The organism is Brevundimonas sp. UBA6550, assembly GCF_002434505.1.
Lineage (GTDB): Bacteria > Pseudomonadota > Alphaproteobacteria > Caulobacterales > Caulobacteraceae > Brevundimonas.
Window position 1 is genome coordinate 92,732 of sequence record NZ_DJKE01000011.1, and the last position, 13,604, is coordinate 106,335.

Annotated in this window: 8 protein-coding genes; 1 reads left to right on the plus strand and 7 read right to left on the minus strand. The window is 59.5% G+C overall.

The window, feature by feature from the left end; all coding sequences use genetic code 11:
• Positions 1-39 precede the first annotated feature (39 nt).
• The 7 genes from B3Z70_RS13250 to B3Z70_RS13280 form a co-directional block, all read right to left on the minus strand.
• Complete coding sequence (locus tag B3Z70_RS13250; protein ID WP_292045751.1) at positions 40-1,398, minus strand: hypothetical protein; 1,359 nt, start codon at positions 1,396-1,398, stop codon at positions 40-42.
• Positions 1,391-2,398: a nucleoid-associated protein gene (locus tag B3Z70_RS13255; RefSeq protein ID WP_292045753.1), complete on the minus strand. Its 1,008-nt coding sequence runs from the start codon at positions 2,396-2,398 to the stop codon at positions 1,391-1,393. Before B3Z70_RS13255 ends, B3Z70_RS13250 begins: the two co-directional genes overlap by 8 nt.
• A gap of 462 nt (positions 2,399-2,860) precedes the next feature.
• The gene (locus tag B3Z70_RS13260; protein WP_292045754.1) at positions 2,861-3,322 is read right to left on the minus strand and encodes a MucR family transcriptional regulator; all 462 of its coding nucleotides are present in this window, start codon (positions 3,320-3,322) and stop codon (positions 2,861-2,863) included.
• Positions 3,322-3,999: a hypothetical protein gene (locus tag B3Z70_RS13265; RefSeq protein WP_292045755.1), complete on the minus strand. Its 678-nt coding sequence runs from the start codon at positions 3,997-3,999 to the stop codon at positions 3,322-3,324. The genes B3Z70_RS13260 and B3Z70_RS13265 overlap by 1 nt, the downstream gene beginning before the upstream one ends.
• 73 nt (positions 4,000-4,072) lie before the next feature.
• Positions 4,073-4,516, minus strand: coding sequence for a toxin-activating lysine-acyltransferase (locus tag B3Z70_RS13270; protein ID WP_292045756.1), 444 nt, complete (start codon positions 4,514-4,516; stop codon positions 4,073-4,075).
• 21 nt (positions 4,517-4,537) lie between these two features.
• Positions 4,538-11,653, minus strand: a complete 7,116-nt coding sequence (locus B3Z70_RS13275; RefSeq protein WP_292045757.1) for a calcium-binding protein — start codon at positions 11,651-11,653, stop codon at positions 4,538-4,540.
• Positions 11,654-12,288: 635 nt separating this feature from the next.
• A complete protein-coding gene (locus B3Z70_RS13280; protein WP_292045758.1) occupies positions 12,289-13,470 on the minus strand; it encodes an HlyD family type I secretion periplasmic adaptor subunit in 1,182 nt (393 codons plus the stop codon).
• Here B3Z70_RS13280 and B3Z70_RS13285 point away from each other — a divergent pair.
• Positions 13,392-13,604, plus strand: a 213-nt coding sequence (locus B3Z70_RS13285) for a hypothetical protein (RefSeq protein ID WP_292045759.1), incomplete at its 3' end; no start/stop codon positions are given. The genes B3Z70_RS13280 and B3Z70_RS13285 overlap by 79 nt on opposite strands.

A 13,604-nucleotide genomic window follows, 5' to 3' on the forward strand; every position in this document is an offset into this window, starting at 1 on the left:
GGTGCCGGTGGGCTACTTCAGGCGCATCGGGGCTCGGCGCTAGTCAGAGACGGGAGGCGTGCCGATCCTAGCTGCCTTGCCGCCTGAGACAGACGGCTGGGCAGTCACCGCACTCGCGGACAGATTTCCGACCGGGACTGGACTGAACAGTGGCGGTTTGGCCAGCGTTGAAGGCGCCGGATGTGTAGGGGTTTTCAGAGGACTGGCGTTTATAGCCGAGGTGAGGCAAGCGGCCGGCGCTGTGTTAAGTTTTCCGTAGGCGTAGGTTGCGAACAACGCACCTAAGACCGCGATGAAGCCGATCCCGCCCAAGGCGACACGATGCCACAGGATGCGCCCGAGAAGGCCCTGAAATATGTTGAGAAACTCTGAGCTAATCGCTGCATAGTCCCGCTCAAGCCTTTGTTGTTGCGCTTTGACATCCTGATGGATGGCGCTCAACGTCACCCATTGGTTGGTAATGGCGATCAATAACAGACAGAGAAATACCCAAGCGCCTGCCACCACAGCGATGTTCGTCCAGAACTCGACCCCACAGCCGGGGCTAACCTTCAACTGGGAAGCGACGATGATCGTGGCGACTGGAACGCTGAGCAACTGGACCTGTATGTCGACGAGCGTCTTGTGGATCTTCCCGACATAATCGACCTTCGCGGCCTCGATCTCTCCCCGGATTTTCTTGTAGGAGAAACTGGACGCGAACAGGCGGTAGCCCTTGCGAACGCTCTCCGTCAGAGCATCCAGGTTATCCAGAAGGTAGACAAACCGTTTGGTCGTCGATTGGCCCTCAATCATCTGGACGATCGCATCTTCAAGGATTGCGAGCTTTTGATCCTGATGGACATCGTCCCGGAAATTCTCCAGCAAGCCCTTGATCGCCGTGGCCGAGACGCGCTCCAGCACCGCCTGATCGTACCGGATAGGAACGGACACTTTGCCATCGTGGACGAACACGAGCTCCTGCCGCGTCTTGTCGAGGTAGGCCGCCGCCTTTGAGAGCAGATCGACGACGGCTAGAACTTGGCGATACGTCTCGATCAGGGCGGGCTCTGGCGTCTTGCGGGCATCGATTCCGCCATTAATGATGAAGTAGGCCGCCGGCTCGGCCACGCGCGCCTCGGGCGTCTTGAGGAGGTCGTTGACGGAACGGACCAGCAGCCCCAAACCAATCCGGGGCGCGCCGACCCGAACCCGGACCGTCTGGCCGACGGACAGGTTGGCTCCATCGACCAGCACCGCCAGATTGGCATCGTCGCCCGCTGCCTCATCGGTTTCGATCAACTGCAGGCTCGCGAGCGCGTGGGGGCTCGCGATCGTCAGAATTCCCTCGTCTCCGGTGGGGTCGAATACCGTGTGCCGGTAAAGCTCCAGCAGGTCTTCGAAGCGAAGCCTAGGCATCTTTCACCAGCTCGTGTCTGAGCTGTGCCGTCAGGTCATCGGGAAGATCGAGAAGCGTCAGCGTATTCTCTGCGGCATTGTATTGGACCTTTCCGCCGGTCAAGGCGTCTCGTTCGAACTCGACCGACCACTGGGATGTCTTGCCCTTGAACTTCACCAGCGAGCTGAGCGCGCGGCGATCCGGAACAAAGCCATCATTCAGCTTGCGCTCCGGATCGGTCAACACCGCGAGAAGTGCCTGCGGCGCCTTGGGGGCAAGTTCATTCGCCAAGGCTTCGAATTCGATCTCCTCGCGATTACGCGAGGCCTGGTCACAGATTGACTTGGCCTTTCCAAGAAATGCGTCGCGGGCCTCCCCAACCATGCCCTGATCGTCGGCGTAGCCCTTCAGTGCTTTCACCAGATCGGTGGTGTCCTGCTTGACCTGCACGGAGTTGTCGCAGCCCAAGAACTCCATGAAGTATTCGGAGACGTTACCCTTCCCCTTGAGGAAGCCGATGTAACGCTCCTCCCCAGCCGCCCAGCCGGCAAGGTTGATCCGACCCGCGAAGCGAAAACCCTCCATATCGAGGTGCTGCACATCGGCGACATCATAGGTCTTGGTGAGTGCCGCGCTGAGCTTGTCGTTCAAGATGGCGACTAGTAGGAACTGGCGACCGTCGCGGCTAAAATGAGCGAAAAAGACGTGCCCGCCTTGGGCCGCGTTTCGTGTTCCTGCCTGGTGTTTGAGGGTCTCCATCATCTTGCCGGTGAGATCGGCGAAGTCGGACTTGTCGTCCAGATAGTCCTTCAGCTGGCGCTCTGTCGGAGCAGCGGTCTCTGCGGTCGAGAACTTGCCGTGAGATTTTGAGGCGCGGCGGCTGTAGAGATCGTAGAGTTCATCGACCACCCGTTGAGTGGTCCCGCTGACGGTCAGATGGTCGTTTCCCATCCTGATCCGAAAGCCGTCTTCCCCCCGATCTAGGTCGTGGACGGCGACATTGATGATTTGGTTAGTCATTCCAGACCCAGTCGTTTTCGAGGGCCGATTCGGCCCAACCCCGACCGCAAGATTGCAGCACTTGATCCCAAACACCACCACAGCGAGCGCCGTTCGCGGATTGATGGCGGCCAGAGATAATGTTCTTTATTTGTTCTCAAGTCAAGAGATCTAGGCAATCGGCGGGCGGAATGGCGCAACAGGAGTGATCGCTACTGCGAGCAAAGGTCATCCAAGTGCGATCCCTTCGCTGCTGTGACGCTTGCTTAAGGCGGTGTAACCGGGCTCAGGCGTCCGCATCGGCGAGTGCCGTGCTCGCTCAGGCCCGCCGCCTAGGAGTGGGGCTCGCTCCTTAAAATGGAGTTGTCTGTCGTTATGCGTGCCCGAAACGGTTCGAGTTTCGACTGTTAGCTCCGGGCTCGGATGGAAAAACATACCAAACAGCTTCGAGCATCTGCACATCGGCACCTGCCCGTGTAGGCTTCAGGACGCTCGTCTGGCGCTCTTCTTTGGCGGAGCACCTTTGCGCTTTACCCCGAGGCCGATCTCTTTCGCCTTTGCGGATCTGACCGCTGAATAGCCGGGCGCTACGATCGGATAGTCGGCCGGCAGCCCGAACGCTTCACGGTAGCTGTCCGGCGTATAGCCCCGCGTGCTGAGGTGCCGTTTCAGCGTCTTGTACATTTTGCCATCCAGGAAGGAGACAATCCCCTCCTCCGTTACCGACTTCCGAATGGCAGCACGGTTCGGCACCTCAGAAGCCGTCTCAGTGGTCGCTTCGACCTGTGGGGCCGTTAGCCGGACCAAGGCGGCGTGAGTGGCGCTGATGACCTCAGGGACCGCAACTGGATCGACCTTGTTGTTGGCCAGGAACGCCACGACGATGTCGGAGGTCAGGGACAGCAGAACGGCTGCGCCGGCATGTTCGGTCGGCGTGTCAGTCATCATGAGCTCCTCAGTCGCGCCAAGCGTCGCATTTGGCTCTCCACAGAGCAACCGCCGATGGCCACCAGCCTCTCGCCATCGTGATCCGAACCCCCGCCCTGCCTGGATTTGCGCGCCGGGTGCTTCCACGAGGCTTCCACGGGTGGATTTGAGGTGTGGACTCCGGGCGTGAAAAAAACCGCTATCCGGTTGGAATAGCGGGTTAGAACTTGGGTGCGGGAGGGCGATCCCACCGGAGCCGACATAATCTGGCGACTACCGTGTAGTCCACGTGCAAAGGTGGCCCACGCAACCTTGCGTCGCTCGGCTTCGGCGGGGCCGCCACAGGCGGCTGAAGTGACGGCCGGATCGCCGCTTAGCCAAATGACGCATCGATTGACTGCCTGCCACTGGGCGGCCGAGATGGCCTGAACCGGAACATTGATGATGTTCACCCGAGATGGCGAACCGTTGAAGGCGGCCGTGTACTGGGTGATCGGCATGAACCGTTGGTTCGCCAGCGCCTGATCTCGCCACCGGCCTGCAGCGACAATATCTGGCGTTCGACCATGCAGTCCGTACCTGGAGACGATCGACATCGCCAGTTGCGCCTGTCCGTCCCCGCTGTTGGCGCGCGCTTCCACGGCGTCCGGAGCCTCAGACAAAGCCATGTCCAGTGGCGCCAGCTGTTCCGACATGGGAACGGTCGTCATCAAGCTCTGGCAGGCGGCCAGGCCTGTGGCCGTCGCCAATCCGGCGGCGGCCCAGACCCTAGTTGAGCGTCGACGGTTCGGGGGCTTCATAGACTTTCACCACGCGCTGACCGTCCGGCGTCGCCGTATGGAAGCTGAACGGCTTGCCGCCAAAGACGGTGTTGGAGAGGTCGGCGAGGATTTCGTCCTGAGCGCCGAACGGGGCGATCAACTCAATGAGCCACGGTCGATCCCCGCCTTGCCATTCGTCGGCGCGAAGCTTGTGCGCGCCAGCCTTCAATCGCTCCTCGGTGTCCTCGGACACCATCGCCCACAGCGCCACGGCCGCCGGACTGTTGGGGCCATAGAAGATGCGGAACTGCTCGACCAGGATGGCCGGCATGGCGAACCACTCCAGATCGCCGATGAACAGCTGCTTGTGGATCGGCGACTGGGTCATCAGCCAGGTGATCTCGCCCAGCATCTGAGCGACGGTTTTGGGGGCAGGGTTGGTGTCGGTCATACGGCTACTCGAACAGAAGGCTTAGGCGTGGATACGCGACGGTCCGGCGAACCGCCAGCGGTTGTCGGATGCAACGCCGGTCAGGGCGTCCGCATCGACTTCACCGGAACGTTTCCAGATCGCCGAGCTTCCGCCTCCGGTCTTCGGACCGAAAGCTGCCAGCGCCTGGACGAGTTGCTGATGCTGCGACGCCGACGACGAACGACTTCCGCCTTCGATCTCGGAAGCTTGATCGAGCGTGGCGAAGGGCGTCAGCATCGGCAGGCCCTCTGGCGACACGACAGCCGACCGCCACCACTCGCGTCCTTGCGCAATCGACGCCCGACTGAACTCCGCCGGCGCCCAGACATCGTCGCCGTCCGAAACGGCGCTCAGCAGGTTGGCCGCATCGTCCACGTCGAACAGCTGACCATAGCTGGACGGTCGCCCGTCCACGCCAAAGGCATCGACACGTTCCGCCGCTCCAATCTGAGCGTTCGAAACAGAAGAGGGGGCGAAAGTGCGTTGCCCCTCAGACTGCCCCCCCACAGGGACCATGGCAGCCGAGGGGTCTTCGATCTCCGGCCGACCGAAGGACTGGCCGAAAGCCCCGCGGCCCGCGGACTGCTGCAGCGCTTCAAGCGTCGCTCGAACACGCGCGTCGGTGTCGTTGATGGTTCCCCCATTGGAAATCGTGCCGTTCAAGACATCGGACCAACGGACCTCATCGTCGGCATAAAGACCGTCGTGATCGCTGAAGTCGACGGAGACATCGACGCTCTGATCCCCGTCATCCAGGGCATGGTCAGCAACGAACCCTGCGCCCCAGTCTGCATCATCGCGAAGCACCGCCATGTTTTCGCGACCGAATCCGAAGTTTGATCGGGGGCTGACCGGATCGGTCGGAGTTCCCAACACGGCACGCGCTGCAGCGGCGACGGTTGGATTGGACGCAAGCCGCCCAAGTTCGCCCGTGGCCGAACCATCGCCCCAGGCCGCCCGAACCTGCTCAGCAGAGAGACCCAGTTCGTTGAGCAGGCGACGCGCGAGTTGCACGTCATAGGCCGTTCCCTTCTCTCCGGAGGCCCAGGTGAAGGACAGGGTGTTGTGCACGAAGCTGTCGCGCGTCGTGGCGGCGGTATTGCCGGTCGCCACGCCCTTCAAATCGATCTCGGTGATGCCCACCTGTTCAAGTGTTCGTAGTTCCTGCTCCGTTGAGCGGCCGTTCTGATTACGATCGACCCACATCTTCAGGTTCGACCAGCCTGCGTCCAAGGCGTTCAGCTTGCCGTCGCCATTGGTATCCCAAGCCTGCAGGCCTTCCAGATCCGTCTTGGCGCCTTCGCGATCCTGGACAAACGAGATTTCCGCTAGGTTGTTGATCTGACCATCGCCATTGCGGTCAAAGGCCAGGATGCCGTTGGTCGGACCGACCCAGGAGGTGCGGGCGTATTGTCCGGAAGCCAAGCGCGACACCACGTTCGAAGACTCGACCCCGGTGAGCTCAAGACCCTCTCCGCTCAGGTCGAAGACGATCGGCATGACGCCGCCGTTGTAAGAATACTGGACTGTCCAGTTCAGATCGAGCTTGCGAAGGTCGATCCAAGTTCCGCCCGCGTTGATGAACTCGACGGTGTTGAAGGACGCTCCGCCGACGTAGGCATCCTCCCACTTCACGCCGCCATTCACGACCCGGACGTAGTCGGCGACCTGGTGAGCCTCCAGATTGGGTGAGCCAGCCTCGGCGATACCGATGTATAGGTCGTTTCCGATCACCTTGTAGATTACATCGTCGGCAGTAACAGTGGGACCAAAGACAAGAGTGTCCTCGCCGCCGGTGTCATTGATCGTGTCGCGTCCGGATCCTCGCTCGAAGGCGAACTGATCATCGCCGGCGGAGGTGTAGATCGTATCATCGCCGGCGCCGCCGATGATGATGTTGCCGTGGTCCTCCCACTGGCCCGGCTGCATGCCGTAGATGGTGTCATTGCCGCCGAAGCCGGCGATGAAATCGCCGAGCGTACGGATGCCGCTGATCGTATCGCCCCAGGCCGAACCGCCGCGATAGATTTCGAACTGCGAGACATCGAGTTGGCCAGAGCCGTTCATGTCGATGGTCTTGATCCGGTTGTCATCGGCAGAGGCCAGCTTGCCCTGGCTCACCGTGGGCATGTTGCCGTTGATGCGCACCGAGTCCGTGGCGGTGTAGTAGATCGTCAGATGACCTCCGGCTCCATCTTGAGCGGAGAAGGTCAGCTGGTTGAACCCGATGCCAGCGCCGAACGACACTACGTTAGTCCCGACGTTGTTGTCGTTGATCGTGTCGACGCCGTCGCCCACGTCGAAATAGTAGGTATCACCGCCGCCACCGCCTGCGAGCGTGTCATTGCCCTTGCCGCCGGTGATGTAGTCGTCGGTTTCCGTCATGGCGATGTAGTCATCGCCCGATGTCCCGATGATGTGCTCGACACCGATCAGGCTGTGCGTCCCGCCCGATCCATCATCGGCACGCCAGTTCGCCACCCCGCCGTAAACTTGCAGGCCCTGACGATAGCCGGTCTGAGTCTCGTAATGGCCTTCGCCCGTCGAAACCCAGACGTCTTGCTGGAGCCACCAATCGTACTCCCAGTAACCGCCTTCGACCCACACCTGATATGTCGCATTGCCTGACGAGAAGCCGGTCGAATAGTCGACGGTGTCGAGGCCTTCGCCGCCATCGTAGGTGTCGGCACCTTTGGTCGCCACGATCCAGTCGTCGCCGGCTAGGCCCTCGATACGGTTGTTCTGAGCGTCGCCCTTCAGCTCATCGGCGAAGCGAGATCCACGGATGTTCTGGATGTTATGGAATTTGTCGCCTGTGGCGTGGCCGCCGAAGGCTTCGCCCGTGGTGTAGTCGATGAACACGCCAGCGTTCGAACCTTCATACGATGCGGTGTCATTTCCGCCGCCGCCGCCGGTAAGATAGTCGGCTCCAGCACCACCTTCCAAAATGTCGGCGCCGTCATGTCCATCGAGGAAGTCGTCGCCGTCGCCGCCTTTGATGATGTTGTTTCCGGCGTCGCCCCAGAGATAGTCGTTGAAACGGCTGCCGGTGACATTTTCGACGCCCTTTATCCAGTCGCCCATGATGTATTTGGCGTCCGCCCAATATGCGTCGCCATTGTTCCAGCTCGCGGGGTGATTACCGAGGTAGACGACAACTCCGTTGATGCCACCCACCGGCATCGCGCTTGCGTTGGTAGCCCAAGGCCAGAAGTTCACATCCAGATTATGGGCGAACGGAGCCGTGAATCGTTCATAGGAGATGGTGTCCGAGCCTGCGCCGGCGTCGACGTAGTCCATCTTGGACCAATCATGATTACCGCTCGCTTCAAGGCCTGGCGTGTAACCGTCCTGCTCCATCAGGAATACATCATCTCCATCTTCCCCGAACGCGGCATCGCGACCACCCGCGAAGACGAAGGTGTCGTTACCATTCCCGCCCCACATGCCGGCATTCGGGTTGCCATCCCAAGGATTGTCGTCGCCCGCGCCGCCGACGAGATAATCGTCGCCAGCGCCGCCGATCAGACGGTCAGCGCCCGCGCCGCCCAAGAGGACGTCATTGCCTTCTCCGCCATCTATGGTGTCGTCGCCGTCACCGCCGTCCAGCCAGTCCCAGCCCGCCGCGCCGGCCAGATAGTCGCCGTAGCGGCTACCGATCACGATGTCGTCGCCGCCCGACACGACATAGGTTTGGCCGGGCACCCAGACGTATTCGCCGTTACCGCCGCCGTCGGGGTCCATCGGCACGGTCGGCACCTCAGGTTGAGGCCCCCAGCTCTGCCATTCCCAATGCCCTTCGGTCGTGTGCTCGCTCCAGTCGCTCCAGCCCACCGCCCCTGTGCGTTGCGAGAAGTCCAGGAAGTCTCGACCCGCCGTATTGCCTTCGGTCAGCTTGGTGTAGCCGATCTTCGCTAGGTCATCGATGCGGATGGCGTTGCCGTCGGCGCTCCAGTCGATGGCGGCGCCGCCGACTTCTCGCGTCACAGGCTGGGTGAAGAAGGCGTAGGGGTCATTCTCGCCATTTGCCACGAGCCGCAGGCCGATCCGGCGATAAGCTGTACCCGCCGGAGCAGTGATCTGGCCGCTGATCGTGTCAAAGTTGGCGAGGTCGCCATGCCAGCCGCCGTAGACCCTGGCTGACCCGTTGATAATCTGCGAGCCGAGCCAATTCTGGTTCGCATCGTAGAACTCGACGAACATCTGCGCCGTCCCGCGATGCTGCGCCGCCTTGACGCTGAATTCGTAGGCGGCCCCGCCAACAGACGCGATCATTTCCGAGCGGACATCGACGAGTGCGCCATTTGTCGTCGCTCCATTCATGCGCGACCAGAACACATCGTTGCCGGAACCGGACCAGTCGGAATTCAGATTAACGCCATGTTCGGCAGACGGTGCCTGCCATGTCGCCATCCACCACCCGGCCGAGTTCTGAGCCCAGTGCGGGTTCAACAGGTCGTTGCCCAGCGGCTTGTCCAGCGCCTGGGGCAGGATGGAGAAGACACCGTCCTGGACGGTCGGTCCTTTCACCGACAGGGTCATGCCTCCAAGTAGGTCGCTGACCCGCACGTCCTCGAAGTTCGCGCCGTAGGCCGATAGACCCATGCTGGTCAGGAAGCCTTGCAGGCCACCGTTGAAGTCCCCCACAGTCCACTTGTCTAGCCCTAACTCATTGGCGCGCTGAAGTGTAAGCATCCACCCAGCCGCAAAGTCGGTGGGACGCAAGGCTGTTAAAATCCGATCTACTGTAGAGGAATTTTGCTGTCGCCAGTCGTTGTCTTGAGCTGACAATGGAACAGCGCCGGCGAGCGCGATTTTTGCAAACAAGTCCCGGTTTAAATCATAAAACGATCTATCCGCTACCGACAACCTCTCGTACGGCTCACGTATAGAGGCATCGATAACACTCTTGTATCGCAAGTAAGTTGAATAATCTTCTGCAATCTTCAGGTCACCGGTAATTCCTACTATAGACTTTTCTTCAGATAGCGACAGAGCCCTTTTTAGAATTATGTTCCCCCCTACGATTGTAGTAGATTTTATAGCACTGACGACCCCGTACTCGACCGCTTCATCTGGCGAGTTGAAATTGATCTTCTGCGCATAAGACCCCCCAAGTTGAACCCAAAGCTGACTGCCGCTGTGTCCGTATATTTGATTGATTCCACCCGATACAATCGAAGGAACTACGCCTGCGATGGTATTCACCAGAACATTCAACGTCAAAGACGATTGACGCGCCATGTCTTTCACAAGCGCTACATTTCCGCCATTTGCCGAACTTATAGTTCCAATGGTGTATACTTGACCACTTCCATCCAGATAAACTTCCGCATTTGCCGTAGGAACTTTTGGTTTCTTTCTGCCAAATAGATTCCCTACAAACGCCCCTATTACAAAACCAATTAGAGATCCTATCCCCGGCGCCAGGATATTCAGGCCAATCCATGAAGTGGCAGACCCTAGCAAACTACTGGAGACCGAAGCAGCTAGGCCGCTTACACCAATCGTTGAAAAAGCCCATGCGCCTACAGCGCTGCCGAGGCTCGACAATACACCGCCTGCCTGAGTGGTCGGCGAAACGATGTAACTGCCAAGCTTTGCCCCTATAAAGGCTGCCACCGCAGAGGCAGCAAACGCTCCCACGCCACCTGAGATTTGCCCGGTTTTGCCGATCGTGGGCGTGTCAAAAAATCCAGCTGGTTTCAAGCCGGAAAAGGCATTTGCTATGTTGCCGGTTGTCAGGACGTTGTGAACAACCCGATTGACGACAGATCCCGTCGCTGCGGAAAATACGCTTCCGACATCACCATCCAACCCCAGTACGTCCGCAATTTCCATTGTGAGCATTGCACTGACCGTACCGATGCCGCTGCCGACAAATGCTTCGGACAGCCCAGTCGGGGAGAGGGTCACGCGTAGCGCATTGTTCATTGCGCTCATCAATCCTCCGCTTTGGTAAACCAACTCACGAGCGAGGTTGGCACCATAAGCGCTAAGTACCGTTGAGCTAATGAATACGCCGACCTGATTTTCTCCAGCGATCAGCTTTCCAAGCGAGCTGCCCAAAATGCGGCCCAAGCCAGACCAACGCTCCGCTTCCCTCATAAGATAAGAAACGCGCTCCCAATTCCCTTCTTGCACTGCGGAATCAAGGTCAATTCTCCACTCCGCCAAAGCATCATCACTGGAGACTTCAAGCGGTGATGGCGGTACTGCGCTCGGCGTTCTATTCAGCATATCAGACACACGCCTACTTGGTGTGACCAACCCTGGTCGAACTTCAATTTCGGACTGCTGAATGCCGTCGGCCGTATTCACTCCAGATTTTATCCGAAACAGCTTTTGGCTGCTCACAGAGCCGTCATTTGCCACAGCAGAAACTTCAACCTGAAGTAGCGATTGAACATCTCCGTCAGTCAAGCCGGGAGTCTGGAAGATTCTTCTCGCAAATGCTTCACGGGAAAACGCGAGACCCACTCGTGCAGAGTCTAAAATTTCCTTTTCGTAGTACCTTTCAATAAAACGTCTTTGAGAGGCATTAAGGCCAATCTCGTTTGCAATCCTTCGTATGAGCGGCATACTATGGGCATAGCCGTTGTCAGCAGCAAAATTGAAATTGCTGCCATATTGATTAAGCCAAGCTTGCACGCCACCCGGCGTAACGTTTCCCATAAGGTTATAGACGTTCTGATATTCATGGCCGTAATTTCGACCGCCGAGATGGATCAGCTCATGACCGATTGCATATAGTAATCTACCTCTTGAGTCTGATGACCAACTATTTCCATCTTTGAAATCGTTGACGTCTACAACGATCCGACCAACTCTAGTACCATTTATTGTTCTTGGCGGGTTTAGGGTTGCTGCACCGTTGCCGGATACAGTTGGGCCGAGATAAATTACAAGCCGGTCGTACTGCCCGCCGCTTTGATTTACGGGCATGCCTGGTGGCGTGTCGCCGTTCATCAGAGACTGCATTACAGGGTCTGAAAAGAACGCGCCTAACCAGGTATTGAGAGAGATGTCTGACAAGCTGCTCGTATTACCGACGACGTCGACGGTCAGCGTGCGCGCGCCGCTCCAACCTGCCGGCGCAGGTAGAGCGAAGGTCATTCTCACGCCAGAGAGTGTTGAAGGCAGCGCTGTGATAGTCGCTACGCCGCCGAACAAGGATGCTGTATCAGTTGCGGAAATCGTTACAGGTGTTCCTGCCGTCCAACGCGGCCGATTTTCACGAAGCCCCACGTGCCCCCCTTATTTCATTATGAATGATACAATTTGACTTTACTGCGTTTTACTAAGCTGCCAGATCGGCGATCTATAGTGCGGATCGAGTCTAACTGGATCATCAGCCATATCGACAATTGTAATGATCGATGATCGCGTATTGGATACAGTACTTACCGACTGAGAAGGCTCATATTTTATGAGCATGTTCGCGACCAACACGACTTCCCTGATTACGTGCTTGGGAAGACCTCCAGATGCCGTACCCTGCTCGGCCAGATCTTCTAAGCTGTTCGACACCGAAGCGTATGCGCGTATGCATCGCGTTGCATTATTGCTGTAATCGTCGATATCGACAAAATGGCACGCAGATTGAACGCTCATGGCTTTTTCTAGAAGAGAGCTATCAACGCCTACCCGACCTTCGTGAGCACATCCACTGAGTAAGCTCAGAGACAGGCACAGTTTGATCAGTACAATTTGAGGGATCATAACGACCCGTTTGTAGGCGCGCTGCGTTCTCATCGCTCTCTCCCCGCCGTCCCGACAGCTCGTGCGATCGGCGAAAGCACATAGTCGATTACCCGCCGGCGCCCGGTGACGATCTCCACGGTCGCGGCCATGCCTGGCTGCATCACGGCTTGTTCCCCCGTTCCGGTGCGCAACCTCGACGCAACCAGTCGTATGCGCGCAGGGAACACCAGTCCGCGCGTTTCGTCTACCGTCGCATCGGGCGAAACATGCTCAACAACGCCTGTCAGGCTGCCATGGCGGGTGAAGGGATAGGCTTCCAGCTTGACGATGGTGCGCATGCCCGGCCGCACGAAGCCGACGTCGCGGTTCAGGATCAGGGCCTCGACGATTAGGTCTTCGCCGTCAGGCACCAGGGTGACCAGTGCCTGGCCGGCCTCGGCCACTTCGCCCAGGGTGGTGACAGACACCTCGTTGATCGTGCCGGAAACCGGCGCTTTCAGGCGTTGCAGTGACTGGCGCTGGTCGGCCTTTGTCAGGCTTTCGGTACGGGTGGCGACCACGGCCTCGGCCTCGGCCTTCTCCTGCGCCGCCTGGCCACGGAACTGCTCCAGAGCCTGTGCGCGTTCGCGGTCGATCATCGAGACCTGCGACCGAGCTTCCGCCGCCCTGTGACGTTCTGCCGCAAGTTCGCGGCTGACGGAGATGTAGCGTTCCTCCTGTTCCAACACACGAAGCCGGGCGCCGTAGCCCCGGCGTTCCAGATCCTGGCGGGCGGTCAGTTGCTGGCGCGCCAAGGGCTGGACTTCCTCGTAACGAGCGATGTTCTCGGCCGAGGTCAGGGCGGCCGACGCCGCGCCGGAGCGGCGTGCGCTGAGGGCCGCCAGATTGGCCTGATGCTCGCGGATGCGGGCGTCCACCACCTGACGCTCAGCGGCGACGGCGGCGGGCTCAGCGCCTTCGGGGGCCACGAACTGGATGCGCCCTGTAGCAAGGTAGCCCAGGATCGCGTCGGCACGGGCGCGGGTCAGACGAGCCGAAGCCAGTTCCGCACGGGCTGTGTCCACATCGGCGTCGGCCAAGGTGGGGTCCAGCTCGATCAGCGGCTGGCCCGCCGTGACGTGCTGGCCCTTCGCGCACGTCGATGGCGCGGATGACGCCCGCCTCGGCGGCCTCGACGCTACGTAGGCGCCCGGTCGGCACCAGTCGGCCCTCTCCGACCGCGACCACATCGACGAAGCTGAAGATGCTCCAGGCGAGGGCGATCAGGGCGGCGGCGATGATTGTCCACAGGATGGCCCGGCCGATCGGCGACGGCGGCGTCTCCGAGATCTCCAGCGCGGCGGGCAGAAACTCTTTCTCGCGC